The following is a 26280-nucleotide window of genomic DNA, read 5'->3' on the forward strand; positions in this document are numbered from 1 at the left end:
AAAATACAGATTTCATAGCTTGATAAGTTATATTAAAATCTGGTGAACAGTTGAAAAGAAACCGAAATCTGAAGCCCTGAGCCAATGATGTAGTTTACACCGTATAAGTACTATCAGATGAACTGTCGCTCAAAAGAATAATTCCGTTTGTTTTATTTAAAATTCCATTGAAGAAAATCCTTTAGAGTGTGGTGTTTTAACAGTGAGCACGAAGGCCCTGGAAATTTGTAAAGTTTTCATATGATTTTGATATTCAGCCGTCAGGATGACGGTAATACCGGTGCGGTAACGGAATGGTTACGCGTTATGGGGAAGGACTTTGTCCGCTTAAATGCGGATGATGAGAGAACCCGGCTGCATTACATGGATATTTCCAATAATAAGCTCATGATCAACCAGTTCGGAAGGGAGATAAACCTGTGTGAAGCTACGGCTGTATGGTTCAGGCGGAAAGGACTTTCTGTTAAAAGCATCATTCGTTTACCTGATAAGAATAACGAAGAAATATTCCATGATGCTCCGGGGCTTCACAGAGAACATGTGCAAAAGGAAATGAATACACTTGTCGATTTTATTTATTCCTACGTGTCGAAAGGGAAGCCTGCACTGGGAACTCCTAAAAGTCACTCATTGAATAAACTGGAAGTGATGTTGATGGCGCAAGAACTTGGTCTTCAGATTCCCCGCAGCTATATGGTGACCAGCAAAGCTGCACTTAATGAAGTGCTTACTGCTACTGGCGTCAGTTGTATTACCAAAGCCATGAGTGACGGCGTATACAGGTTTACATTACAGAATGCATATTACTCATATACAGAGCGTATCGGCATTGAGGATATTGATTCATTCCCAGAAACATTCTTTCCCTCTCTTATACAACTGGAGATCAGAAAGAAATATGAGCTAAGGGTATTTTTCCTGAAAGATACTTTATACGCAATGGCCATTTTTTCGCAAAATGATAACACGACAGTTACGGATTTCAGAAAGTATAACCAGAAGCGGCCTAACAGAACTGTTCCCTATAAGCTCCCGGATGTGATTGAAGATAGGCTCAGGAATCTTATGCAAGCTCTTTCACTGAATACGGGCTCTATTGATCTTATTGTGGATGAAAGGGAGGAATATATTTTCCTGGAGGTGAATCCTGTCGGGCAGTTTGGTATGACTTCGCAGCCTTGTAATTATTACCTGGAAAAGAAAATAGCTCAACTTCTCTGAATATGATCGAAACAACACACCTGAAGATCAGCGAATACCATCTCAGGAACCTCCCGATATTTTATAACTATGTATACTATAATAGCATAGTTAACCTGGATGAATATTACATACCGGAGTTCAGTGAAAAGATCTGCAACTATGTTACACACATGCAACCGGATAAACTCATTTCAAGAATAATCGACTTCTCTGACATAAACGAAGATGTATGATAACAATAACCAGTAAGGAACTGGAGAACAAATATCTTTACATGTATGCCGATTGCTTTGCAGTAAAGGGATATACCAGAACGCTTATCACTGATGTAAGCCGGAAGCAGATGTACTTTGTGGACAACAGTTATTATGCATTGCTGCAGGCCCTGCGGGAGCATACCATAGGCGAAGTGATTGCAATGCTGGAAAGTAAAGACGATCTTGCTGAGTTTGAGCAGTTTGCTGAATACCTTATTACTAATGAATTGGGCACTATTGTGCATGACCGCTCCCTGTTTCCTGATATGCCCGTGGAGTGGGATTATCCGGCTGTCATTACCAATGCGATCATAGACCTGAGGGACGAATGGCACGACTTTGAAATGCTGTTTAATGAACTGGAGACGTTGTTCTGTAATTTTATCCAGATCAGGTGTTACAGGGCGCTCAGCCTGGATGAGATAATGGATATACTGGCATATACGGAGAAAAAGACATTCAGGTGTATTCAGTTGATGATGGCATACACAGCAGGTATCAGTGAGGATGAATTAAGGGCGGTGATCAGCCGGTATCCGCTTGTTTCGCTTACTATCCACGGCGCCCCTTTTGACAGGCAGCTGAAGAATGAGGTTTCGGACGGATTGCCCGACCTGCAATTAGGCACTATACTATATCTCCGGCAGAAGATCGGCTCCTGCCAATCCTGCGGAGTTATCAATGTCAAATCTTTTCATATACCCTCCCTTTCCACCTTTATGGAGAATACTCTTTACAATGGCTGTCTTAACAGAAAGATATCAGTGGATGAACAAGGTGAGATCAGAAACTGTCCTTCCATGACCAGGAGTTATGGCAATATCAGGACAGCGTCACTGCGGGCTGTAGCCATGCAGGATGACTTCAGGAAAGTATGGGATATCAACAAGAACCTTATAGAAGGTTGCCGGGATTGTGAGTACAGGGGGATATGCACGGACTGCAGGGCCTATACTGTAAAGGATGGAGATCTCTATGCGAAGCCTGCAAAATGCGGATATGATCCTTACACAGGTAACTGGTTAAGGTGACCATTCTACTGACATTTTTCTTTTCAGATACTGAAAGATTAAGCTAGTTGTACGTATAACAAGGCCGAACCCGAAAAGCCTCAAAAGAGTAGGGAAAACTTTTAAAACAGTATTCAATATGAAAAAATTATCACTGAAAAAACTGGATATTACTCCTCTTTCTGAAAGGGAACTGAGTAAAGTTTTAGGCGGCTTTGTTGCTGCAACAACTCAGGCTGCTGCCAGCGCAAGCTCCGGCGGTAGCACCTCTGCATCTGTTAGCAATGGTAAAGATGTTGATGCCAGCTCTGATAGCGATGTTGAAAACGATGCCTAATTAATGCCTGACTGATGTAGGGAATTTCAGCGCCAGTTAAAAAGTCTGTTGAATATTTCTTATATTCAGAATATTAAAGAGTGTCATATATCATTATGTAACTAGTGGTATATGGCACTCCCATTCAGTGAGGCGCCGCACCGACGCCTATACCGGAAAGAAGCAACAGGTCAATGAAAAAAATATGAAGAAAACCCAGATCGTAGCTATAATACCCGTTTTACTTGGTGTAATAATGCAGGCAACAACCCGGCTATCGGCACAACAATCCGTTGCTGAAAGCAGTATTACAGGTATTGCAGCCACCCGGGATAAACACCCTGTCCCATTTGCAAGCCTGGGATTGTTCGGAAAAGATACCCTTCGCCTGATTAAAGCAGCTATTGCTGACCAACAAGGTGTTTTCAGGTTTGATAACATTCCCAGCGGAGAATATTTTATCTATGCTACCTGCTCCGGTTACGGGAATGAAAAGTATGGACCATTTACGGTATCCGGAGCTTCTCCTGCACAACTTACAATAATAATGAGCAAAGAAGCAGTGCATCTCAGACAGGTGCAGATAACTGCCAGAAAGCCATTGATTGAACAAAAATTTGGTAAGCTCATCGTCAATGTAGAAAACAGTGTGCTGAACGCCGGAAACAGCGTGTGGGAGATATTGCAGAAATCTCCGGGTATTATGGTAGACGACAACGGAAGTATCAGCCTTAAAGGGAAAAGCGGCGTTACTGTTATGATAAATGATAAACTGACTTACCTGTCACAACAGCAATTAAAAGAACTGCTGAAGAGTATGAGATCAGAAACAGTATCTCAACTTGAAATCATCACCAATCCATCCTCAAAATATGATGCGGCCGGCAGCGGCGGCATCCTCAATATAAAATTGCGTAAAAATGAATCCGATGGTTGGAAAGGGAGTGTAAGTCTGGGATATACCCAGGCGAAATATGCGCAACAGGAAGGGGGAGGCCGTATCAGCTACCGTAAAAACAAAGTGAGCTTTTATTCCGGTTATAGCACGAGCATCGGCAATAGCTGGAATGAATTTAATACCAACAAAAGATTTTATGATAATGGCGGGAAAACGCTTGCCGCTATACAGACAGCTGTTCTGGATGGAAAATACAAGAGCTATACACAGAGTTTCAGGGGGGGGCTGGATTACGATTTTAACAAAAGGAACAATGTAGGGATAATGGTTAATGTTGTGGATAACCAGTACAAAACGTTGGGACTGAATGGCCCGGTCGCTTTCTATAACCCATCCGGGAAGAAGGATTCCTCTTCCTATTCTACTAATACCGGAAACTCAGGTTTCCGGTCCTTCACGCTGGACCTGAACTACCGGTTGCTTACTGATACCCTTGATGGAACGCTCACTGCCAATTTTGACTATTCTAAATATAATTTCCCCGGAGATCAGCTGTTCGGTACAAACTTTTATGATGCCGTGGGGAACATTTCCCGCCTGGGAGAACAGCGAAGGGGGATGCAACCGATAAGTATAGACATCCGGTCAATAAAGCTCGATTATTCCCTGAATCTGAAGGGCAGGGCCAGATTGGAAGCGGGTATTAAAGTAAGCGACGTAAACAACGATAATGATCTCCATTATGACTGGTTAAGTGCCGGCGAGTGGAAATATGATACCAGTATGAGTAATCATTTCATTTATAGAGAACTCATCAGTGCTGGGTATTTCAATTTTAGTAAGGAGCTGGGGCATGGCTGGGGCATTCAGCTGGGGCTCAGAGGGGAACAAACTTCTTCCCGAGCCAACCAGGTGACTGCCGGTACTATTGTCAAAAGAAATTATTTCTCTCTTTTTCCCAGTGCGGTAATCCAGAGAACATTGAATGAATCGCATAGCCTGTCCGTATCTTATAGCCGGAGAATAGACAGACCTGATTACCAGAGTCAGAATCCATTCATTTATATTATCGATCAATATAATTACAGAACCGGAAATGCATATCTGAAACCACAGTTCAGCAACAACATTGAGCTGTCTTATATTTTCAAAGGCACTTATTTTGTTTCTCTGGCGTATAGTCATACCAGGGATGCCATTACCAATACAATCAGGCAGATTGATTCTTCCCGGAAGACCTATCAGCTTCCCGATAACCTCAACAGCCTGGATAACCTGACACTAAGCCTGAATGCTCCGGTAACGTTTTTCAAGTGGTGGAACTGTAATAATTCTGTGAATATCTACTATAATCAATACATGGGCCATCTGAACAATGACCCTTTGCACGAAGGAACTGCAACGTTTTACATCAACAGCAATCATGTGTTTTTACTGCCTGTCGATATAAAAGGTGAATTAAACGGATTTTATCAGTCGTCGCAACGCTCAGGGGCATTTGTGTTGAAACCGGTTTATATGATCAGCGCCGGCATCGGTAAGAACTGGTGGAATAATAAGTTCAGCGCTAAACTGACAGTGAATGATATTTTCAACCTTTACCGCGTATCTTCTTATCAGCTGTTCGGCGGCATAGATACGAGGTATGATAACTTCCAGCAAAGCAGGAAACTGATTCTCTATTTTAACTACAACTTCGGCAATAATAAAGTGAAATCAGGAGCCGGGAAAAGCAATGGGATTGAATCTGAAGTAAAACGTATCAGAACATAGCCTGTCAAATTTCAATTATGGACCAGTTGATATACCTGTCTGCCCAGCCTGACGATTATTATTTTCTTTGGCAGCTGGAGTTGCAATTGCATAATTTCAATAAACTGGAAATTCCCAGAGAGAATATTCATGTGCTGATAGGATATAATCCTGAAAAGGGCATTAGTAGAGAGTTTGAGGACTTTGTTGCTATAAATGACTGCGCAACGTTCTTTACCTATCCCGATAACAGGAAGGATAAGACATATATACCATCTATACGTCCGCATATTATACGCCAGCATTTTCTCGCCGTAGAGGGGCTGTCCTCTGTTCCGTTGTTCTACCTGGATTCTGATGTGCTGTTCAGGGAGAAGATACCACTCGGTACGCTGTTGCAGGATGATACATGGTATCTCTCTGATACACGTAATTATCTAGACTCTGCGTATGTTATCAGTAAGGCAGGAAGAGCGATTTTTGAGGGTATGTGCCGGATTGCAGGTGTAGATCCTGGACGGGTTATAGCGCAGGATAAACAGGCAGGAGGAGCGCAGTACATACTGAAAAATACGAGCGCGGACTTCTGGGGAAAGGTGGAACGGGACAGTGAAAGCATTTATCGGTTGCTTAATGAATATAATGCTTCTCAGAGCGAGGCTTATTACCTGGAAACTGGCAATCCAATGTCGCAGTATCAGGGTATTCAGGCATGGTGCGCCGACATGTGGGCTATATTGTATAATGGTATCGCAAGGAATGTGGACGTTAAAATTCACCCGCTGCTTGATTTTTGCTGGCCTTATGACAGCATCGACAGGTGGGAACAGCATTACATACTTCATTATGCCGGTGTAACTGATACTGATAACTCCACCCTGTTCTGTAAAACAAAGTATATTCATTATCCCCCTTACTATGACGATTTCCGGCATATAGACAGCAATAGTTGCAGCAATATTATTATCCATATGATGAATGATCTGAAATGCAGCAAAGCTGCGGATAAGATTAACCTGGATGATGTAACGTTCCTTATCCCCGTCAGGATCGACAGCCCCGACCGTAAGGAAAATCTCCTCTCCATCATTAACTACCTGGATAAATATTTCCATACAAGAATGATCATCCTGGAAGCAGATACAATACAACAACTCGCAGATATAACATTTCCAGCCGGTTGTCGATATGTGTTTTATAAAGACGACCATCCTGTTTTGAAACGTACTCATTATAATAATATCATGGTTGCTTCTGCAGAAACGCCGATCATTTCTATTTATGACACGGATGTAGTCTTTCCTGTAATGCAGATACAGCTTGCCGTAGAACAGATAAGGAATGGCAGCGGGGATTTCGTTTCTCCATATGATGGAGTGTTCCTGAATATTGACAAGCTTTTTAAACAGATTTTTTGTAAGATACTTGACCCCGATGTGCTGACACAGAATATTAATAAATTCTTTACCAGTACACAGAGATCTTTCGGAGGGGCCGTACTGTTGAATAAGGCCGCCTTTATAGCTGCTGGAATGGATAATGAAAATATCTATGGCTGGGGGCCTGAAGACGTCGAACGGCGAAAGCGGATGGAGATACTAGGGTATAAAATTTCAAGAATATCAGGTCCTTTGTTTCACTTGGACCATCAACGCGGGCTAAATTCAGGATACCCGGATACGGAGAGCCGTATGGAATTGATGGAAGAATACCTGGGTATATGCCATATGAACAGGGAAGAAATGGAAAGATATATAGCAGATCACTTTAATCGCAGTTAACTTAATGCTCGTCAAGTATGCAACTTAATTCAATTCTCAAAAGATCTATTGAGCAACTCAGTTCCAGGGATATCCTGGAAGGGACCGACTGCGGATTGTGGAGAGGTCTGGCCGGAAGAGCCGTATTATGTAATGCACTTTATCATTACACTAATGAGCCGGAATGGAAACACAAATCTGGTATGCTCACGGAAGCTATTGGTGACCATGTCGCTGATGTAACGGGTATGGGATATGCAGATGGCCTGTCTGGTATCGGCTGGAGTATTGAATGGATGGCCCGGCATAAATTCCTTCAGGTAAACACCGATGAGCTCCTGGAAGATATTGATGATACGATGTACAAAGTTGTTATGTTCGGAAAGGATGATGAAGTATCGTTCTCGAATGGCACGCTCGGTAAAGCGCAGTACTTCCTGAAAAGATATGAGAGTGTTAACTACGGTACGCACAGATATAAAACTATCTGCCTGCAGGAATGCCTGGTGTTACTGACAGATGAAATAAATGAAAAGCTGGATGAGCTGATAGCGGGTTTTGACAAGGATGAACTGCCGGCAACCGGCATAGAAAATATTGGTGACAGCATTTTCTTCCTATCGCTGCTGCTTCGTCATAAGCTCAATATGGTAGTTGTCGAAACAGCTTTATATAAAGCTGTAAAGTGTGGTAGGGGAATACTGGAAAGATTTTCCGGGGAAGATTATCCTTCTGTAATACATGACCCGTTGTGCAGGCTGGCCTATGCTTTTTATTTTGCAGGATTAAAGTATCCCTGTCATCACTGGCGGGCAGCCGGTATTCACCATTTTGATATTTTCGCCCAACAAAAAAAAGTGCTTCCGGCCAGCTCCGATATATTCGTAATACTGGGTCAGTTATCCGGTAATACCGGTGAAGAGAAATATGCCGAACAGCTGGCTGCGTTATGCACTGGAATGGATACAGATATATACGATTTATCTTTAAAAGAAGGCGTTGTTAAGATAACCATGTCAGTGCTCGGATGTATTCATCCTGAAATGTCTTCCTGGGCTGGATCTTTGTTGCTGGCCTGATCCCCGGTTTCCGCTTTAATGAAACAAACCTGTATATATGAAGCTACCAAAGGTTAGTATTGTCACCATATCCCTTAATGCTGCCAGGTATATTGAAACGACCATTAAAGGTGTATTGCGCCAGCAATATCCCGATATTGAATATATCATTATAGATGGCAACAGCACGGATGGTACGCAGGAAATAATAGAACGTTACTCACAGCAGCTTGATTATTTTATATCTGAGCCTGACGATGGTATCAGTAGTGCATTTAATAAAGGAATATGCCGGGCGAAAGGTGAGCTGATCGGGATCATCAACAGCGGCGACTGGTATGAGCCGGATGCGGTGAAGAATGTTGTGCTCAACTACCTGAAAGCTCCACGTCATGATGTGTATTATGGCCAGACGGCATATATGAACGAAGGCAGCGTGACAGCCCTATTGCCTGCTTCAGCAGCACATTTCCTGCTACCTAAAAATATGTATACACCTCATCCTTCGGTTTTTGTAACGAGGAAGGCTTATGTCAGGTACGGCCTCTTTGACACAGGATATAAAATATCGATGGATTATGAATGGTTGCTGCGAGCGACCGTAAATGGAGCTTCTTTTAAGTTTATTAATGCGAGGCTGGCTAATTACCAGGGAGGAGGAATAAGTGAAACCCTTTATAACAAAGGGTTGGAAGAATGCGGAAGGGCAAGGACTGAATTTGGGATTGCTGATGTATTGCAGGACAATCAATTGTAATCAGATGAAGAAGGTAATTTCTTTCAGCCTGTGGGGCAATGATGATATGTATTGGTATGGCGCACTGGCTAATGTTCAGCTTGCGCTTGATCTGTTACCGGACTGGATCTGCCGCTTTTATATTGATAGCTCATGCACTCACCCTGCCTGGGGACTGTTGCAGTCATACAGTTCTGTAGAGATTGTGCCTGTCGGCGATGAAAAGTACAGGAAGGGAGAATTTGCCGGCGCCTTCTGGCGGTTCTTGGCAGCAGCTGATAAGGATGTTTCCATACTTATTGTTCGTGACTGCGATTCACGGATTACCAGTCGTGAAGTACAGATCATAGAAAAGTGGTTGGCTTCAGATAAAGATTTCCATGTGTTGAGAGATCATCCTTTTCATAATGTGCCGGTACTTGCCGGGATGTGGGGATGCAGGAACGGCCTCCTGCATGATATGGAAACTACTCTTGAAGAGTGGGACCGTTTTGATTATAAAGGCTGCGACCAGGATTTTCTGGCATCTGTTATCTACCCTCGTGTGGAACATTGTACATTTGAATACGATACCTGCAGCAGGCTTGCCGGCGTGAAAGTAAATGATGAAATACAAAGGCCCGGAAGTCAATTCATAGGAGATGTATTTGATGAGCGTAACAAAAGAATGGAATATCACCGGGAGATTTCACGCGGTCTTCCCCATATATGTTGCGTATTGATGAATCCTTCTGTGCTGCAGATAGCTGTGTCCACCTTTCTTGCGCAGGATTATCCTAACAGAAAACTGATTATTTATGCGGAAATTTCCGACCAGCGCACCACTGAAGTCCTCTGCAATTTTGTTGAAAATGTGATTGTGTTTAGTACCGGGAAAGCATATACCGTTACTGATCTCCTGGTGCCGCTGTATGAAAGTGATTATTATATGCTATGGGATGAGCGTACTGCTTATTATCCGTGGTATGTGTCACATATGGTCAACTTAACGCGTAATGGTCAGGAAAACGAAAGTAACTTGCATGTTACCGCTAATCTGGTATCTGCCAGGGAAAAAACAGAGATAAGCCGGTTGCAGTATCAGCAGAATGACAGTCTTCATGCAGCCGGGGCTGTCAGTTATAATGAAAGCACTATCTCCGGCATTGCAGACTGTCGCCTGATAACAGACCCCTGGATCTTCTATAGTACTGCCGGTGAGCAGGATGAACATACCCGGAAAATGCTCCGGGTATACAGACATCTGACAGAGAAATTTTGGCTTAATCATTTCCCCGGAAGTGAATCAGTCGGGTATAAAAACAGTGATCATGAAGGGATATAGTAAATTTAAGCAGGACCACTATCTGGACGAAAATATATTTGACGGGCAGGAGAACGGTTTCTTTCTCGATGTAGGTGCATATGATGGCGTTACATGGAACAATACCTGTTTATTCGAGAAGAACCGGAATTGGAACGGCATTTGTATTGAGGCAGGTAAAGCAAACTACGAGTTGCTGTGTAAGAACAGGTCCAGCGATAATGTGGAAGCATGTATTTCCAATACCGGCAATGAATCGGCTATCTTCTGGAATGTAGGTATCAACAGCGGTCTGACGGATAACTATGATGAGCAGTTATTTCCCGCAGATCTCGGTAGCTATGTAACGAGGCAGACCGTGACCGTCAGCTGTACCACATTGGCAGATATATTACATGCAAAAAATATCCGGAGCATAGACCTGTGCTCGGTGAATGTTTGTGGTAGTGAGTTGATGGTGCTTGATACGCTGAACTTCGATCATGTTGATGTCAGTTTGCTCTGCATTAATAATCCACACGAATACAACAAGTGTAGTTACCTGTTTAATTATATGAAGTTTCGTGGATACTCGTTGATCAATATCATGGGGAACGATGAAATATATATAAAAAACAACCTGCTTTAGGCCCGATGAAATCTATGAAAATTGCTTATCTTATTATTGTTCATCATGAATTTGAACACTTCCGAAGATTGCTGAAAGCGGTACAGCACTCTCAGATTGACCTGTATATTCATGTAGATAAGAAGTGTGAAACGCCGATAGATGCTATATTCGAAAATATCCCCCTTAGTGATAATACCTACATCCTGGAAGACCGGGTTGATGTAGCCTGGGGAGGTTATGGCATTACTGCTGCAACACTCAACCTTCTTGAAGCAGCAATGGGAAACGATACGTATGATTATTTTTTTCTGCTGAGCGGACAGGATTTTCCACTTTGCAGCAGCGAGTATATTCTCCGATATATGCATAATAATCGCGGCAGGGAATTTATAGAGCATTTCCCGTTGCCGGATTATGTGAACTGGGCTGAAAACGGAGGCAAGGACCGCTATGAATATTTTTGGCCTATTGAAGAAATGGGCTTTTCGATGGCTACCGCTTTTGTGAAAGCACAGCAAACAGAAAATGTATGCAGATCATTTCCGGCTGCATTAAAGCCCTATGGAGGTAGCAACTGGTTTGCGATCAGTCTGCCATGTGTAGAATATCTTTTTCAGTTTTTGAATGAAAATACCAGCGTATTAACATTCTTCAGGTATACGAAGCTCCCCGAAGAGTTGATGATACAGTCTATTGTATTGAATTCCCCGTTTAGAGAAAAAGTAGTGAATAATAATCTCCGGTATATAGACTGGTGTACCGGGCCAGGTTTTCCGCGAGTACTGGATGAATCAGACCTGTCAACCTTGTTGGCCTCCGGGTGCCTTTTTGCGAGGAAATTCAGCAAAGCAACCAGTAACTCCCTGATTGACATCATTGAAGATCTCTTACCGCAAAGAGATTGAACATACCTTCATAAGCACAGCTATTCCAAGACTTATATTTTTTTCTATATTACTGTTAGCGGGGGCAGTAACCCGTTTTGTAAAGTGAATGTGCCAACAGGTAACCGGGAGGATAGTTTGGCGGGTTTACAGTCTCTTGTTCCCATCAGTTTTTTATTAAGACAGATTGAACGCCATCTTTGATGCACTTGAAAATACGGACATTTACCATCCGGCGTCCTTTGCCAAAGGGTCGACGCTGCTGGCCGGTGTCACGGATGTGAACCCGGAATGGGATGAATGCTTCTTGCTTTCATAATGTTTAGTATACGACAAATGTGCCTGAGTGACAATAATCATTACGGAGTGTAATCAGTCAGCAGAAACCTTGTTTTTATTCCCGGTCAGAAGTGTAGCCGGATAGTGTATCTTACAACAGTAACCCAGGCACTGTACAATCTATACCTAAGGCGAGAATCTGATCAATCACATTAAACTATTTTTATGAAAACATTCCGCATTACCCGGATTCTGCAAATTATTGTTTGCAGTCTTTTCCTCTTTTCCTGTACCAAAGAAATGAAAGAGGATAAGCGGGAAGAAATTTCTTCAGATATAGTATCCAAAATCAAATCACAGGGCTTCAGTACAAAAAATATTATGAAAGTAAAAGGGGGGTATGTAGTGGAAGGCGATATTTTTCTGCCGGCAGAAAGTATCGGTAAGATTTCCCATTCTCCTGCGGTTCTTATTGCTAAATCGGAACAGTATCGTACAAACAACCTGATCACCGGATTACCAAGAGTGATCAGTATATCAGTGACTAACCTGCCGGTTTCTTACACTGCTGCGGCAGACGAGGCCATTGCCCGTTACAACGCGTTAAACCTTCGCCTGAGATTCCAACGTGTGGCGAATAACGGTGAAGTGGATATTCAGTATGCCGATCTTGGGCCTGGCGTATTGGGGCGTTCTGCAGGATTCCCTAACAGCGCAGGTAATCCTCCCAGCCCGATATTGCTTAATTCCAACGTTATAGGGGCCAACCCTAACCAGGGATGGCTCGCCACCATTATTGCCCATGAGATAGGCCATACCATTGGTTTCCGGCATACTGACTATTTTAATCGCTCAATTAGTTGTGGCGTAGGTGGTAATGAAGGCGATGCCGGTGTTGGTGCTATTAATATCCCCGGTACGCCAACAGGCTCAGACCCGAACAGCTGGATGCTGGCGTGTAGTGACGGAGGCAGTCGCCCTTTCAATGCCAATGACGTTATTTCCTTGAGAACCCTTTATGGAGATCCTACTAACCTTAATGAAGGGCAATTTGTAAGAAATGATGATACCGGCGAAGTGTTCATCTATATGGATGGCAAGCTGAGGTGGATAAATGATTATGGTGTCCTCGTCACGCTGTTCAATTTCAATGAGGGTATGATGCTACATTTCAGCACCGCGGCATTGGCATCAGTTCCCAGGGGCATTACCATTACCAGCAATGTTAAATTGTTGAAAAGCGGGGCTCCTGAAATTTATCTCGCGGAAGCAGACAATATAAGTGGCACTATTGTGCCCAGGGTAAAACGATGGATTAACAGTCCGCAGACATTTGATAAGTATCATTTCAGATGGGAAGCGGTTCAGATAGTCAGCGATGCTGTCCTCAACACATACCCCACTGGGCCGGCTATTCAATAGTATTTATCCTTTGAAGATGATACAGTAGCCTGGGGAAACAGCGGGCGCCTACTACCAGGCGCCCGCTGTTTTATGTGCGCCATGCATGCCATAGTTCTTTAAGGTGTAAGTCTTGAACGAGCCATCCAACGGGAATCGTCAGTCCAAAGCAAGGGTGTCCACCGCGAGGTGGAATCTGAAGGAAGTGGCGGACAAACTGTTGAACCGACGAACAGAAATATGATATAAGGCTAGTACTGAGGGTAAGCGGGCATTAGACTGCAAAGCCCTATAGTTGGACGTATTCAGTAATAGTAAATCATACGGTTTAACAGGACAGAACTATGAGCTTACCGTGGGAGATCTGCGAATAGCGAGCCGGGGCTGGGATACGCGCGAGTGTCAAGGCACGGAGCCAGGAGCAGAAGTCAGCAGATGCCATAGTACCTTAGAAACTACCGAAAGATAGTGGAGGGAAGGGCAGAATCTTTAGAGCGAGGCTTTTTTTTTTTTTTTTGAAGTAGTAAAATCCTGCGGGTATAATAAAGATACTCTACAGGGCAGAGAAATGATTAGCAGATGAACCTATTTGGAGAATGTGTAGTCAGCCATACCTCTGGAGCCACGGTCGTACATCGTGATAAAAGTGGTATGGTAAGCCCTGAATGGCTTTCTGCATGCAAAGAAGAAAGGACCTCAACGATGGATTTAATGAATCGAGTGATCGATCCATTAAATATGGAAAAGGCTTACAAAAGGGTACTGGAAAATGGGGGTATCAGTGGCATCGACGGGATGGAAGTGGAGGAATTGAGAGCATGGCTAGGTAGCCATTACGAACAATTGCGGAGCCAACTACTGAATGGAACTTACCATCCGTCGGGTGTGCGGGGAGTGCGTATACGCAAACCCCATGGAGGATATCGGCAGTTGGGGATTCCTACAGTAATAGATCGCCTGATTCAACAGGCTCTTCATCAAGTAATGTCTCCACAGTATGAGCGAAGTTTTTCAGCAAGCAGTCACGGCTTCCGCCCCAACCGTAGTGCTCATGGAGCACTATTGCAGGCGTTGCAATATGTCTCGTTGGGAAAGCAGCATGTAGTAGACCTTGATCTGGAAAAATTCTTCGATGAAGTCAATCACCATCGCTTGATGTGGTTATTGGGAACGCGCATAGGAGACAGTAGGATATTAAAACTGATCCATCGCTATCTGAAATGCGGTCTTTTATCAGAAGGATTGATGCAGCAACGGGAAAAAGGGACGCCACAAGGTAGCCCGTTAAGCCCCCTGCTATCGAATATCGTACTGGACGAATTAGATAAAGAGCTGGAAAGACGAGGTCAGAGCTATGTACGCTACGCGGACGATGTAAAAATCTTTGTCAGCAGTCGGCGTGCGGCTACGCAACTAAAAGAGAAGCTGACCAGCTACATAGAAGAGGTACTGAAACTGCGGGTAAACAGAGAAAAGAGCCGTGTATGCAAGAGTCACGAACTTAACTTTCTGGGTCACAGTATAGTACGTCAAAAGGGGGGAACCGTATTAGGGATAAGCCGTCCCAGTCTTGAACGGTTAAAAGGCAAGATCAGGCAATTGACGCGCCGTAACCGTGGAGTGAGCTTTGAGCGAGTACTCTCGGACCTTCAAGTGTATTGCAGGGGTTGGCTAATCTACTTCCGATATGCGAAAATGCAGCGTTACATGGAGCGCATTGATAGTTGGCTACGCCATAAGTTAAAGTGTTACCGGCTTAAACAATGCAAACGTGTAATAGGTATCTTCCGATTTTTAAGAAAATTAGGGATACCCGAATACCAATGCTGGATCACGGCTAAAAGCGGAAAGGGCTGGTGGCGCTTGTCCAACAGCCCTTCAGTCACTCACGGTATGACTAATGAATGGTTTATCCAGCAAGGCTTTTACAGTCTAAGCCATAACTACAAAGCCTTACATCGCAAATTGCTCTAAGGAAACCGCCGTACACGCAAGTACATACGGTGGTGTGAGAGGGCGGCAAAGAGTAATCTTTGCCCCCTACTTTAATTATAGCTGTAAGAGTTGAGCAGCATTTGTATCCAGGATCTGTGCGCTTTCACAGGTGCTAAGGCTGTCTGCGATATAGCTGATGCCCAGGCCGTATTCATCTCCGTTTTCGTAGGGAAAGTCGGTACCCAGTAGAATACGGTCTGCTCCGAATGTGTCGACGGCGGCACGTAGTGCTGGTGTATGTCCGTGGGCAACGCTGTCGTACCACATTTTCCCGGCAATGACACTGGGTTTATCGGGTGTGTCGGGCCTTTCCCAGTAGTGCATATCGAGGCGGCGTGTGATCATGGGAAGGGCGCCTCCAAGATGAGAGTTGATGATCCTGATATTCGGGTATCTTACAGGAAAGCCACCGGTGATCAACTGTACGGCACAGACGGAATCTTCTGCTATCGCTCCGATCATCCAGGTAAGATGATAGTCTTGTATAAGTGGCGAGTAGAGGCTGCTGCCTTCCGGGTGAAAGAACAGGACTGCGCCGCGTCTGTTCAGTTCCTCAAATAGAGGTGTGAACACGGGGTCTACGGGTGCTTTACCGAGGATAGAAGTGGTGAAGCAAATGCCTTTTATGCCGGGCAGGCTCATTACGCGGTCTAATTCTATCAGTGATTCGTCTATATGAGGTAGTGGCAGGGAGGCAAAGGCTGCAAATTTATCGGGCCACCTGCCGGCTATTGCGGTGTATTGATCATTGATGAAGCGTGCGGCTTGTACTGCCTGCTGCTTATTTTCGAAATGAGGAGGAAGGGGGGCTGCGGATAGAATCTGTATGTCAACGCCTGCTTTTTCCATTAATGCAAACCGGGATTCCAGGTCTTTGTCTGTTAATCCTGCTCCGATATTTCTGTAGTCTTCAGTTCCCTGCTTTCCGAATTTCTCCAGGATGTCGAGGTAGTCTGTTGTCCAGATGTGCGTATGAATATCGGCTCGTTTTCTGTTGTTAGGTGAGGATTCCATATCATGTAATTTTATATCAAAGGTATTGACGGTATAAGAATGGAAAAATAAAGACAGATTAAGAAAACAGTGCGATCTGTATGAGCTTTTGACGGGACCAGGCATAGTGGTAATCAAAAATATTAACCGGAATCTCAATGGATTACCTTAATTTTGTTAGCAAAGCCAGTAAGACTCAATACCCCAATGAATATTTTATCACCCCCAAAAGCACTTATATGGCTACGTAACAATTTTTCGGAATACTGTCTCGTGAAAACAGGATGGATTTAGTTACACCCCGGATGAATGAATTACTGCATGCTGATCATTGCATGGGACTTGTTCCCGCTTCAAACTCTCAGTTATAACCAGATTATTTCCCCGCACCACAACACGTAAGGTGCACTAACCAATTTGTCATGAAAGAGAATAAATTTGTTGTAGATCTTGGAGATCTGAAACTAACCGACGAACAGCGCCAGAAGATTAACAGCGCTATTCAGAAAGCAGTTACCGGCGAACTGGCCATATTGGCTAATGGCACTACTACCCGCAGTGTATTTATCCCTATTAACAAATGGCCTCATCCTCCTATCTGGGGTTTTGTAATAAGGGATTTCGATAAAGTAGTTATAAAAGATTCTGTCAAGTTTGAATAACTGCTTTTATGAAAGATCAGGAGAGATTCTTATGCCCTTCGGCCAGGTGTAAAACAGGTGCTGAGTTGTTGGGTATAAGGCAGGATGATGGTACCGTTGTGATTCTCCCTCAGACTTTACCGGTTGATGAAACATTTGTTCAGAAAGCAGCGGCTGGAACGGCTTCTGCGGAACAGACCTTCAGATTCACCAACAAATGCGTTGAGGGTGCCTGCTCTCAATGGACCGGTAAAACATGCGGGGTGATTGAGAAGCTGGTTACATACCTGGATAGTGTTCCTGCTAAGGAAGAGCTACCGCGTTGCCCTATCCGGAAAGATTGCAGATGGTTTCATCAGCAAGGCAATGCAGCCTGTAAGATCTGTGTGTTTGTGATAACGGAGGTGACGGAAAAAGATGTGCTGCTACAGGCGTAGCAGCATCCTGCAGTTAATATGATCCATCGCAGTGCAAAATTGAAGCAGCCAGGGAATTGTTTTCCTGGCTGTTTGTGTGTTGTTGTTGATTTAATAATAGCTAAAAATTAAGGGAATCTGAAATATTCGGTATCTTGTTAGCAACAATTGTTGTACTAATAGCCCCTTTGTTTTATGCGACTTATTACCTTAACACTGCTCATATGTGGCTTATTGACCACAAGTTGCACTTTTAGTGCTGATTCAAATAAAAATGTGAAGACCGATTCAGATTCAGAGCTTTTGGATAATTCTGCTGGTCAGCCGGCAATAGAGGTTGATTCAAGCACCGTTAAGGCGGATACGATCACGGGTAATCATCCGATTGTCTCAGATACACTGAAGGCGATAAAGAGTACTCAGATACCTCAAGTACTCCCTGACCTGGACACTATTGCAGTTCATTAATTTTTGCTTATGTCGGCAAGTACATCCAAGACAGTATTTTATTTTTTTAATACGGTCTTTAACCTGGCTATGTTTATGTTAGCGGCAGTTATAGTTATTAATCTGTCGAGGTTGATTATTAGTAAAGTGAAGAAAAGCAAATTTACTTTTTACTTTTTCAGCATTTCAACAGTACTGGTTATGGTATGCTTCGCCTTTCTGGGCTTATCTATTGGGTTGTTGGTAGGGTTAAGCCAATCTCCGGTTGTACATGTAACAATACCAGCTTTGCTTACATTTTACGGCGGCTTTATAACCTTTCTTTTTGCCAAGGATTCTTTTAAAGATGAAGAAGGGAAGCTGTCTGTTCTTTTATCGGCTATTATGGTATCCTGTTTTCTGATTTATGGTGTAGAGCTGGGCTCAATTGAGAAGAATGCCGCCATCAAAAGTGCCAAAGCGTTTGAGTTAAAGTATTTTGAATTACAGGAGGCGATCAAACATAAGTACACTACAAAATAGGAGTAATCTATTTTGACCATCAGATCTCAGGTTCAAAAATGGATTATCACTTTATACCGGTTTCCATGGATTGTCTTGGTTTGTTTTCGTGGGTAACTTGCTGTTTAAATCCATTTTTATGAAAAAGAAAGCATTGAGTTCAAAATTATCTCTGACCAAAAAAATAGTTCATGCCCTGAGCCCTGGGGCTGCCAATCAAATTAAAGGTGAAGGTGGCTCCTGGCCATCTATTTGTGTACTCCTTAGTTGCCTGACCTGCAAGCCGCAGTGTAAAAATTCCGATTGAGATTTTAAGCAGCTGGATCATTCAGCTGCTTTTTTCTCCGCCCAGATATAGCCTCGCCTGCTTTGGTATTCCATATTTTCATGTGGGCGTCTTTCTATGGCGTCAATTATATCGAAGCCTGTTTCATTGAGTAATGCAATTATATCATCTGTCTTAAAGAAGAATAAGTCGATATCTATTTCTTTGTCGTGTGCTTTGTCGAAATGAACGGTTTCTTCTCCTACGTGGAAGGAAAACAGGAAGCTTCCTCTGGGTTTCAATACCCTGTTTACTTCTCCGAAGCATGTCCTGATCTGATCTGTAGTAAAGTGTACTATTGCGTAGAATGCCACAGCACTTCCCAGATGTTCTGCCGGGTAGGAGATATTCAGCAGATCCTGGGTCTCAAATTTAATCTGAGGAGAAAGTTTTTGGGCCATGCTGACCATTGCCGGCGACAGATCGGTGCCGACGATATCCGTTAAGCCATGGTCGTACAGAAACCTTGTTGTTTGTCCGGGGCCACAGCCAAAGTCGGCACATAGTCCTTTGTCTTTATTAGCAGATGCGAATTCTTTTAACAACAGGCGGTCAAAATGCTTCCTGGAGAGTTCATCCCAGCGGTCGGCCGCATAGTCTTCGGCTACCTGGTTGTAACAGCTTAGTATTTTCTCGTGTGAATTCATTTTGGGTTTGATTTTTTCTGTGTAAAAGCATTGGTTTTCTTAAGTCCGGCGAGCCCATCTCGTTTTCTCTGGTTTGAAAGTATGGCTTAAAAGTGAAATAGTGAAAAGTATCTGCCGGTAATTTATTGGAAGGAGGGATTGTCAGACCAGTAAGAGAGAAATAGTGGTTCGCAGAACTCCTGTTTTTCCGCGGGTCATTGGCTTAAGGGGCAAATTGTCCATTATAAAGCGCCTATCTTCTATTCCTTCCTCTTTCCAATTAATGGAGCTTTGTGTTGTCGAAATTGACAAAAAACAGAAACAAGAAAAATGAAAACACAATTTAATGTTCCAACCAGGGAAGAGGTATCTGCCGATAATCAGGTGATTTTAGACCAGCTGAAAGGCGCATTGGGTATGGTCCCCAATTTATATGCAACAATTGCATACAGCGATACGGCTTTGGGGAATTACCTTACTTTGCAGAGCGGAAAAACTTCTCTTTCCAAAAAGGAGAAAGAAGTAATAAATCTGGTAGTCAGTCAGGTAAACAATTGCGAATACTGCCTCGCAGCCCATACCATGCTGGGGAAGATGAACGGTCTCACCGAAGCACAGACCATTGAGATAAGAAAAGGAGACGTAGCTTTTGATCAGAAGCTGGGTGCGCTGGTGAAACTTACTAAAGCCGTTTCGGAAAATAGGGGACGCATTGATGATGCTGTGCTCAACCAGTTTTTCAAGGCAGGTTATACGAAAGGGAGTCTGGTAGATGTTGTTATAACCATTGCCGATAAAGTGGTAATGAATTATCTCCATAACCTCACCGAGGTTCCTGTTGACTTCCCTGCTGCGCCTGCCTTATAATGCTGCGGCTTATATAAGGCAAAAGAGGTAACAATATTGCATCGGCCGGAGATAGTCTCTTAAATGAGATTATCTTTGGCCGATACAATAAATATGGTATGTAAAAACTGTGCCTGTGTCGATGATATGCGTAAATAAGAAACCAAAGAAGGTATAAACAGAAAAATGACAACGGAGAACTCTCTTACTATTATTCATCCGGAAACGCACAATCTGGACCTGAGGATTTTTACTATGGATAACGAGAATCCATACAATATTTTGCAGCGTTTAAACTATTACTCCCTCATATGGATAAAGCGGGGTGAAGGATCTGTGAAGGCGGATTTTCAGGATTATAACTTTACATCGGGGGCATTGTTTGCCTTTGCCCCGTATCAGCCCTTTATTTTTTTTCCTGAAAAGGAATTGAGCGGGGTGGTCATCAATTTTCATTCTGACTTTTTTTGTATTCATCAACATCATAAGGAGGTGGCCTGTAATGGGGTTTTGTTCAACAACATCTACCAGCCACCATTTATTATGATTGATGAGCAAACAGCTTTAGTACTGGAAACGCTGCTTTCACAAATGAGGGCTGAAATGCTGACCAAAGGTCTGGCGCAGCATGATTCCCTGGTTTCTTACCTGAAAATCTATCTCATTACTGCCTCAAGGGTGAAAGCGGCGCAGTATGATATATCGCTACAAAGCGACCACCGGGAGCCACGTATGTTGCAGACCTTGAAAGAATTAATAGAAGATAACTTCAGGATTAAGCATACAGCGGGTGATTATGCAGAGATGTTGCATGTAACGTCCAAATCTCTGGGTAAAGCTGCAAAAAAGCATTTCAATAAAACAATCTCTGACCTGATTGCTGAGCGTATTATCATAGAAGCAAAACGAGAACTATACCTGACGGATAGATCCGTTAAAGAGATAGCGTTTACGTTAGGCTTTGATGATGAATATTATTTCAGCCGCTTTTTTAAGAAACAGGTAGACGTGTCCCCTCAGATATACCGGCAAACGGTGGGTTTTGGGAGAGGAAATTCCTTCTGAAGCGGAGCAGGCTATGCGAAGTTCCGCGATAGGCGCTTTCCTTATTACATTTTCTTTTTAAACGTATACTTAATAGTAAGCCATGCCACGAGGTCATTTGCGTCCGTCATGCTTTGTATATCCTTGAAGCGGTAAGGGTTGTCGTTGAAAAACTCTTTACCGTTTATTATCCCTCTTTCATAGCTATTCATTGTCAGTGAGTATCCCTGACGACTCCTTGCAAAGGCGTAGAAGCTTATGATATATTCGATATTGTCATTCTTTTTTGCTCCATACCACATCCAGAGGTTGGCATTCTTCCAGGCATACAGAGAGTCGTTACTGGTCTTATACAGGTAGTTACATTCTTCATACTTGTAAGGTAACTCCGAAATAGAATCTTTGGAAACGGCTAGTCTTTCATATTTTCCATATTCCAGTTTGGTGGTATTCCACAGCTCTTCGGGCGTTATTGTTGGGGTAACATCTTTTCCGCCACCTACAGTGCCACGGTAGACTTTGAAGTCGATAATTGTCTTGTTATCATAAACATATTCAGACTTCTTATTGTCCGTCACAGGGGGGGCTGTTCTTTCATTGTTGATGTTCTTGTCTTTTGAACAGGCAGCCAGCATAAGAAGGGTGCTACAGAAAAGGGCTTTTGCGAGAAGCGTATCTTTCATCTTGGGTTATTTTTTACAGAATGCGGTCACAAATGTGATAATTCACAAGTGGCAAATATAGGTATTTCGTCTATTACACGTCATTCATAACCAGCGGACATGATAAGCATTTTCGCATTTAATTAAAAGATAAAATTAAGAAGCAGGTGTAGTATGCTGCGGCACTTGCTTTTTTTGAAAAATAACAATAAGTTAAGCTAACGGTTACGCCTATATTTATTATTATTGTCGCCAGTGAACGAATACCTGCTTTCTTTTCAATGTAGGTGAAAATGAGTATGCATCCTTGTATAAGTATTCCGAACTGATATTAGGCATATGGAAAATAGCTTAAGTTTCCGGGAAAGAATAACCATCGAGGCATGAAGCGCCTCCTTTATTCCACCCGCATGTGATGTCAAGTAATACCTGAATAAACGAACCATAAATTTCTGTCATGTGGTACCTTTTAGCGGCGAGGAGTTACAATCTCGCTATTTATTTTTTGCTTAGCCAGGTTCTTAGGACGTTGAGATAGTCCCTTTAATGCTTCTATGCCGCTATCTTCAAATCGTTTGAGCCATCGGGATAACCTAGGTATGCCGCATTTAAGCGCAGCTTTACTAACAGATCCAAGGACTTGAAAACACTTGATCCAGCTTTCTCTTGCTTTTATTTGCCTTTGCTTTACATTCATAAACAAATGTGGACAGATAGATGAAAGATATTGACATGGATTGCCCGCGGCCGACAATCTTCTTTGAAACAGATACCTTTTTCGTCAGGAGAATCTACATTAGGCTTAATCAAAAAAGGCATCTATTCCAAAGAAGAAATACTCTGTAACTAAAAACATGAAAAATGTAGCGAATCTCTTGAAACTTCACAACTTATACCTTAATTTCCAGCTGATACAACCATCCTTTATTTCCCTACTATACCAACCCCTTACTCCTCAACTGCGTCTCCACTGCCTGAAACATGACCGTCTGTTTCGGTGGTGCCGCCATCTTCCCTGCCGCATTCTTCCCATTCACCTCCTGCATCGCAGTCACCAGTCGATCCGTCTTCGTCTCCTTCCCATTCTCATTCGTCTTATACCCAAGGTAAGCAGCAGCACTCACCCCTAATAACGCCATCTGGTCCGGATCAAATGCTATAAACGGGTAAGCTTTACGCTTCACATTCGCCACAAACCCCACCACGAATGCAACCCCAAAGATCAGGTTAATCACCACCGCCTGAAACCGATGAATACTCACCCCTCCCTCATCCGAAAGAATATCCGGCAGAAACCCCTGCGAAGGTGTAATATCCTGATGCCTCGAAGGAATATCCTGATTATTCGCCTGCATCTGCGACCTATCGATCATAGTACCAGACAACCCTACCATTAACCCGCCACCCAGCAGAATGACCATCTGGTCGGTAATACTGACCAACACATTTGTATATATATACACCCCCAGGAAACAGGATAAAATAATCACCGTCCACCAGAACAACTGTGTCTTTGCATAACTAAAACTCCGTTGCCTCAATGGTCTTGGCAGATTGGTTTCAGGATCATAACTAAGATCCCTGCAAAGAGGCGTGATAAAAAACAATAACAATCCTACCCCGCCGACCAATAAAAATCCCCCCCATATACATGCCGCCATATGAGCAGAAGTATGATCATACAGTGTGGATGCTTTTGTAACAGCGTCCTGTGCAAAGACATCAGAACCGAAAAACAACAACATCGCTAATAAAAAGTATTTCATAACTATTAGTTTAAGAAACTGTAATTAATAGACAAAAACGGGCCCGGTTTAATTCCATCTTTTACAAATGTGCCAGATGTTCCGCTATAGATCGTATTCTTGTCATATGCTGAAGACAATCTGTTTACAAACCCTGCGATCAGACCTGCAGAAATCATTAACCTGTTTTTCTCACCTGTGATAAATGACATGCCCAACAGCACTCTTGGCTTAGGTTTTTCCGAAACAGACATCCCTATACCGAATGCCACACCCAGATAACTGCAGGACTTATCTCCTGTCACATTCCATCCGGTATACGCCAGCGCATTGATTCCAAACTCCATTTTACCGGAGTGCTTTTCCTGCACAATTGAAAAGGTAGTGTCTGATTGGCCTTGTGCGCTATAGACGTCGTTGTATAAAGTGGAGGTATAGATCCCCGCACTTATTCCCCACACCTTATGCTGCACCCATGGTAACATAAAAGTAGTTTTATAAGAACTGAGTTTGAGAGAATCATACCTCGGGGTAATGGATATAGTCACTTTCTTGACATCATCCAGTAGGTACATAGGCAGGGATAAATAGCACCCGCTGGAATTAAGTTGCAATAATCTGAGGTTACTTACAAATGCGGCCTGATGGTCCAGGTCAACATTTTGCTGAGCCGCAATAACGGAAGCGCTGATATCTGCATAATACTTTCGAATGAGGGTATCATTATTTTTCAGCCCCTCATCTTTTGTTAATTTTTCTGCATTCTTTGAAATAAAACGGGCATAGTGGATTGTCCTGTCTTCCAGTCTATACCGGAGGAACAGTAATGCAGACCTGATAGTATCCATATTATGCTCTATTTCTTTGACAGTAGCATCAAAGGACAAGTCGCAATTGACCACAGGGTCCATTTGAACCAAAAACTGTTCCCGATATTTATATAATATCCACCCAGCTCTCTGCTTCAAACTATATAGTTCGTGTTGTATATCAAGGATAGTATCGATCTCAAGTTGCTGTGCATCTTCCACATCCTTTGGCGGTTTGTTCGGTAAAACACCAAAAATACCCTTTCCCCCCAACGCAGCCACTGGCGCAGGAGCCACTACAGCACTACTCAGGTTCGCCACCAGTTTAGCCAGATTCCCATCCTGCAAGCCGGGTAACAAGGTCCCATTATTAGGAGGAGCCACCGCAGCGGTGTCCACTTCACCAATAGATACTTTATAAAGATTTGCATTATAATTTTTAATACTCAGCTGAATAGCATCCCCTTTCTTAATACTTCCTGTAGGTAAAACAATCGTTTTTGCACCAAAATCTATATTAACCGGAACCGTCTTCTGCGCATACACATGCGTACTTATTAAAACAAACAGTAGTAAAATATAATGTAACATAACAATTGGGATTAATAGATGAAATAATCAATGACCAAAACAATCAATACGGATACGCTTCAGAATATAGTCCTCCCCTTCCTTTCTCAATTCATGTGTATAAGTCTCCTTCACAGGAAACATATTCCTCTGTTCAGAGATCGGCTTTAACTTCCCCGTACTCACTATCTGTTTCAAAAACTCCTTCGCCGCAAGAGCAGGTGCCTTCGGTACCTCCCCATTAAACGCCATTGCAAAAAAATTGTCCCCGCTATTTGCATGTACAAGAATGGTATCCACCCCCAACTCAAACTCACCTACAGACAATCTCAAAGTAGACAGCTCATGTGCAGGCATTATATTAAAAGCAATTAGCTGACTCACATGCTTCAGAAAAGGCTGCATCGGCACTGCCGCATCCAGAATACCATGCTTCACAAAAGCCCCACGCAAACGCTGATCATATCCACTCCCGTCAAATTCCTGCTTAGCCACCGCCACCATACCTGCAGCTACCTGACTAAAAAAAGCAGGTACCACATCCGCAATCCTGATCCCACCAATCAGCACCTTACCCATCGCCACACTCACCGCCTGCAAGTGCGCCTCAGAACCATCCCCCAGTCTGAACATAGCAGCCAGCCCTTCAAAAAATGCCGCCGTAAATACCCTTGAAAGAGAATGCGCCTCCTTACTCAGCACGGAAGCCGGCCCCGATCCAGGTAACAGATCAGTTTTCTGATAGAAGAATTTATTCACCGCATTCCGAAGACAATCCTTCTCTACCGCATCAGGATATATCTGCCGGATCGCCCATCCCATCTGCTCCGCCAGTTTTGACAACTGGGAAGAAGAATACAGAATGCCCGACGTTTCCTGCAATACACTTTGTCTTAAACTCTGCACCTGCAAGCCACTCAATATAGAACTCATATCACCGAACGACTCATGGAATGCAGCAGCCTCCAAATAAGCCGTATCAAACAGTGCTGGCCTGATAATGTCCAGGATAGCATGCCCCAGCTCATGACAAACAATATCCGCACTCTCACCCGCATACACCGTCTGATGACCGGCACTACCATAGTAGAAATTAAGCCCGTCGCGTCGTGAATAATAAGCATTGAAATTTTCACCCGCTTCCAGGTTCACAGGCAACACAGCGCCTATATCCTTCTGCCAGGAAAATTCTT

Annotated in this window: 25 protein-coding genes; 19 read left to right on the forward strand and 6 right to left on the reverse strand. The window is 43.3% G+C overall.

What is annotated here, in order from left to right; all coding sequences use genetic code 11:
• Positions 1-240: 240 nt before the first annotated feature.
• The 13 genes from gwsG to ltrA all read left to right on the forward strand — a co-directional run bounded on the left by gwsG (position 241) and on the right by ltrA (position 15441).
• Positions 241-1221: a grasp-with-spasm system ATP-grasp peptide maturase gene (gene gwsG, locus VM802_RS31430; RefSeq protein ID WP_325538380.1), complete on the forward strand. Its 981-nt coding sequence runs from the start codon at positions 241-243 to the stop codon at positions 1219-1221.
• A 2-nt stretch (positions 1222-1223) separates the two neighbouring features.
• On the forward strand, positions 1224-1436 hold the full coding sequence (locus tag VM802_RS31435; RefSeq protein ID WP_325538382.1) for a hypothetical protein: 213 nt from the start codon (positions 1224-1226) through the stop codon (positions 1434-1436).
• Complete coding sequence (gene gwsS, locus VM802_RS31440; RefSeq protein WP_325538384.1) at positions 1433-2491, forward strand: grasp-with-spasm system SPASM domain peptide maturase; 1059 nt, start codon at positions 1433-1435, stop codon at positions 2489-2491. The genes VM802_RS31435 and gwsS overlap by 4 nt, the downstream gene beginning before the upstream one ends.
• Positions 2492-2609: 118 nt before the next feature.
• On the forward strand, positions 2610-2807 hold the full coding sequence (locus VM802_RS31445) for a TIGR04149 family rSAM-modified RiPP (protein ID WP_325538386.1): 198 nt from the start codon (positions 2610-2612) through the stop codon (positions 2805-2807).
• Between the two features lie 184 nt (positions 2808-2991).
• Positions 2992-5457, forward strand: coding sequence for a TonB-dependent receptor domain-containing protein (locus tag VM802_RS31450; protein ID WP_325538387.1), 2466 nt, complete (start codon positions 2992-2994; stop codon positions 5455-5457).
• A 17-nt stretch (positions 5458-5474) separates the two neighbouring features.
• On the forward strand, positions 5475-7217 hold the full coding sequence (locus tag VM802_RS31455) for a galactosyltransferase-related protein (RefSeq protein WP_325538389.1): 1743 nt from the start codon (positions 5475-5477) through the stop codon (positions 7215-7217).
• Positions 7218-7234: 17 nt separating this feature from the next.
• Entirely contained in the window at positions 7235-8275 is a 1041-nt protein-coding gene (locus tag VM802_RS31460) for a glycoside hydrolase family protein (protein ID WP_325538391.1), read from the forward strand.
• 37 nt (positions 8276-8312) lie between these two features.
• On the forward strand, positions 8313-9011 hold the full coding sequence (locus tag VM802_RS31465; RefSeq protein ID WP_325538393.1) for a glycosyltransferase family 2 protein: 699 nt from the start codon (positions 8313-8315) through the stop codon (positions 9009-9011).
• Between the two features lie 4 nt (positions 9012-9015).
• A complete protein-coding gene (locus tag VM802_RS31470) occupies positions 9016-10314 on the forward strand; it encodes a hypothetical protein (RefSeq protein WP_325538395.1) in 1299 nt (432 codons plus the stop codon).
• The gene (locus VM802_RS31475; RefSeq protein ID WP_325538397.1) at positions 10301-10921 is read left to right on the forward strand and encodes an FkbM family methyltransferase; all 621 of its coding nucleotides are present in this window, start codon (positions 10301-10303) and stop codon (positions 10919-10921) included. Before VM802_RS31470 ends, VM802_RS31475 begins: the two co-directional genes overlap by 14 nt.
• A gap of 14 nt (positions 10922-10935) precedes the next feature.
• A complete protein-coding gene (locus VM802_RS31480; RefSeq protein ID WP_325538399.1) occupies positions 10936-11808 on the forward strand; it encodes a beta-1,6-N-acetylglucosaminyltransferase in 873 nt (290 codons plus the stop codon).
• A gap of 483 nt (positions 11809-12291) precedes the next feature.
• A complete protein-coding gene (locus VM802_RS31485; RefSeq protein WP_325538401.1) occupies positions 12292-13488 on the forward strand; it encodes a M57 family metalloprotease in 1197 nt (398 codons plus the stop codon).
• Between the two features lie 558 nt (positions 13489-14046).
• On the forward strand, positions 14047-15441 hold the full coding sequence (gene ltrA, locus VM802_RS31490; protein WP_325538403.1) for a group II intron reverse transcriptase/maturase: 1395 nt from the start codon (positions 14047-14049) through the stop codon (positions 15439-15441).
• A gap of 75 nt (positions 15442-15516) precedes the next feature.
• Here the strand turns inward: ltrA and VM802_RS31495 are convergent, their stop codons facing one another.
• Positions 15517-16476 carry an amidohydrolase family protein gene (locus tag VM802_RS31495; protein ID WP_325538405.1) on the reverse strand — a complete coding sequence of 320 codons (960 nt, stop codon included), beginning with the start codon at positions 16474-16476 and terminating at the stop codon, positions 15517-15519.
• Between the two features lie 401 nt (positions 16477-16877).
• Between VM802_RS31495 and VM802_RS31500 the strand changes: the two genes are divergently transcribed.
• From VM802_RS31500 to VM802_RS31515, 4 genes are all read left to right on the forward strand, one after another.
• The gene (locus tag VM802_RS31500) at positions 16878-17117 is read left to right on the forward strand and encodes a hypothetical protein (protein WP_325538407.1); all 240 of its coding nucleotides are present in this window, start codon (positions 16878-16880) and stop codon (positions 17115-17117) included.
• Between the two features lie 8 nt (positions 17118-17125).
• The gene (locus VM802_RS31505) at positions 17126-17533 is read left to right on the forward strand and encodes a hypothetical protein (protein WP_325538409.1); all 408 of its coding nucleotides are present in this window, start codon (positions 17126-17128) and stop codon (positions 17531-17533) included.
• A gap of 516 nt (positions 17534-18049) precedes the next feature.
• Positions 18050-18481: a hypothetical protein gene (locus VM802_RS31510; protein ID WP_325538411.1), complete on the forward strand. Its 432-nt coding sequence runs from the start codon at positions 18050-18052 to the stop codon at positions 18479-18481.
• Between the two features lie 118 nt (positions 18482-18599).
• Positions 18600-18767, forward strand: a complete 168-nt coding sequence (locus tag VM802_RS31515; protein ID WP_325538413.1) for a class I lanthipeptide — start codon at positions 18600-18602, stop codon at positions 18765-18767.
• Between the two features lie 17 nt (positions 18768-18784).
• Here the strand turns inward: VM802_RS31515 and VM802_RS31520 are convergent, their stop codons facing one another.
• A complete protein-coding gene (locus tag VM802_RS31520; protein ID WP_325538415.1) occupies positions 18785-19432 on the reverse strand; it encodes a class I SAM-dependent methyltransferase in 648 nt (215 codons plus the stop codon).
• 309 nt (positions 19433-19741) lie between these two features.
• Here VM802_RS31520 and VM802_RS31525 point away from each other — a divergent pair, with 309 nt between their 5' ends.
• A complete protein-coding gene (locus VM802_RS31525; protein WP_325538417.1) occupies positions 19742-20278 on the forward strand; it encodes a carboxymuconolactone decarboxylase family protein in 537 nt (178 codons plus the stop codon).
• A 165-nt stretch (positions 20279-20443) separates the two neighbouring features.
• Positions 20444-21322 (forward strand): helix-turn-helix domain-containing protein, encoded by an 879-nt coding sequence (locus VM802_RS31530; RefSeq protein ID WP_325538419.1) that lies wholly within the window; start codon positions 20444-20446, stop codon positions 21320-21322.
• Positions 21323-21366: 44 nt separating this feature from the next.
• Here VM802_RS31530 and VM802_RS31535 read toward each other — a convergent pair whose 3' ends face one another.
• From VM802_RS31535 to VM802_RS31550, 4 genes are all read right to left on the reverse strand, one after another.
• Positions 21367-21984 carry a hypothetical protein gene (locus tag VM802_RS31535; protein ID WP_325538421.1) on the reverse strand — a complete coding sequence of 206 codons (618 nt, stop codon included), beginning with the start codon at positions 21982-21984 and terminating at the stop codon, positions 21367-21369.
• A gap of 914 nt (positions 21985-22898) precedes the next feature.
• Positions 22899-23729, reverse strand: a complete 831-nt coding sequence (locus tag VM802_RS31540) for a hypothetical protein (RefSeq protein ID WP_325538423.1) — start codon at positions 23727-23729, stop codon at positions 22899-22901.
• Positions 23730-23734: 5 nt separating this feature from the next.
• The gene (locus tag VM802_RS31545; protein WP_325538425.1) at positions 23735-25108 is read right to left on the reverse strand and encodes a hypothetical protein; all 1374 of its coding nucleotides are present in this window, start codon (positions 25106-25108) and stop codon (positions 23735-23737) included.
• A 27-nt stretch (positions 25109-25135) separates the two neighbouring features.
• On the reverse strand, positions 25136-26280 hold a 1145-nt coding region (locus tag VM802_RS31550), incomplete at its 5' end, for a gluzincin family metallopeptidase (protein WP_325538427.1).

This window comes from Chitinophaga sp., from assembly GCF_035538455.1.
Taxonomy (GTDB): Bacteria; Bacteroidota; Bacteroidia; order Chitinophagales; family Chitinophagaceae; genus Chitinophaga.

Coding starts and splice junctions, on each gene's coding strand:
- gwsG (WP_325538380.1), top strand. CDS start 241: ATGATTTTGATATTCAGCCGTCAGGATGACGGTAATACCGGTGCGGTA.
- VM802_RS31435 (WP_325538382.1), top strand. CDS start 1,224: ATGATCGAAACAACACACCTGAAGATCAGCGAATACCATCTCAGGAAC.
- gwsS (WP_325538384.1), top strand. CDS start 1,433: ATGATAACAATAACCAGTAAGGAACTGGAGAACAAATATCTTTACATG.
- VM802_RS31445 (WP_325538386.1), top strand. CDS start 2,610: ATGAAAAAATTATCACTGAAAAAACTGGATATTACTCCTCTTTCTGAA.
- VM802_RS31450 (WP_325538387.1), top strand. CDS start 2,992: ATGAAGAAAACCCAGATCGTAGCTATAATACCCGTTTTACTTGGTGTA.
- VM802_RS31455 (WP_325538389.1), top strand. CDS start 5,475: ATGGACCAGTTGATATACCTGTCTGCCCAGCCTGACGATTATTATTTT.
- VM802_RS31460 (WP_325538391.1), top strand. CDS start 7,235: ATGCAACTTAATTCAATTCTCAAAAGATCTATTGAGCAACTCAGTTCC.
- VM802_RS31465 (WP_325538393.1), top strand. CDS start 8,313: ATGAAGCTACCAAAGGTTAGTATTGTCACCATATCCCTTAATGCTGCC.
- VM802_RS31470 (WP_325538395.1), top strand. CDS start 9,016: ATGAAGAAGGTAATTTCTTTCAGCCTGTGGGGCAATGATGATATGTAT.
- VM802_RS31475 (WP_325538397.1), top strand. CDS start 10,301: ATGAAGGGATATAGTAAATTTAAGCAGGACCACTATCTGGACGAAAAT.
- VM802_RS31480 (WP_325538399.1), top strand. CDS start 10,936: ATGAAAATTGCTTATCTTATTATTGTTCATCATGAATTTGAACACTTC.
- VM802_RS31485 (WP_325538401.1), top strand. CDS start 12,292: ATGAAAACATTCCGCATTACCCGGATTCTGCAAATTATTGTTTGCAGT.
- ltrA (WP_325538403.1), top strand. CDS start 14,047: ATGAACCTATTTGGAGAATGTGTAGTCAGCCATACCTCTGGAGCCACG.
- VM802_RS31495 (WP_325538405.1), bottom strand. CDS start 16,476: ATGGAATCCTCACCTAACAACAGAAAACGAGCCGATATTCATACGCAC.
- VM802_RS31500 (WP_325538407.1), top strand. CDS start 16,878: ATGAAAGAGAATAAATTTGTTGTAGATCTTGGAGATCTGAAACTAACC.
- VM802_RS31505 (WP_325538409.1), top strand. CDS start 17,126: ATGAAAGATCAGGAGAGATTCTTATGCCCTTCGGCCAGGTGTAAAACA.
- VM802_RS31510 (WP_325538411.1), top strand. CDS start 18,050: ATGTTTATGTTAGCGGCAGTTATAGTTATTAATCTGTCGAGGTTGATT.
- VM802_RS31515 (WP_325538413.1), top strand. CDS start 18,600: ATGAAAAAGAAAGCATTGAGTTCAAAATTATCTCTGACCAAAAAAATA.
- VM802_RS31520 (WP_325538415.1), bottom strand. CDS start 19,432: ATGAATTCACACGAGAAAATACTAAGCTGTTACAACCAGGTAGCCGAA.
- VM802_RS31525 (WP_325538417.1), top strand. CDS start 19,742: ATGAAAACACAATTTAATGTTCCAACCAGGGAAGAGGTATCTGCCGAT.
- VM802_RS31530 (WP_325538419.1), top strand. CDS start 20,444: ATGACAACGGAGAACTCTCTTACTATTATTCATCCGGAAACGCACAAT.
- VM802_RS31535 (WP_325538421.1), bottom strand. CDS start 21,984: ATGAAAGATACGCTTCTCGCAAAAGCCCTTTTCTGTAGCACCCTTCTT.
- VM802_RS31540 (WP_325538423.1), bottom strand. CDS start 23,729: ATGAAATACTTTTTATTAGCGATGTTGTTGTTTTTCGGTTCTGATGTC.
- VM802_RS31545 (WP_325538425.1), bottom strand. CDS start 25,108: ATGTTACATTATATTTTACTACTGTTTGTTTTAATAAGTACGCATGTG.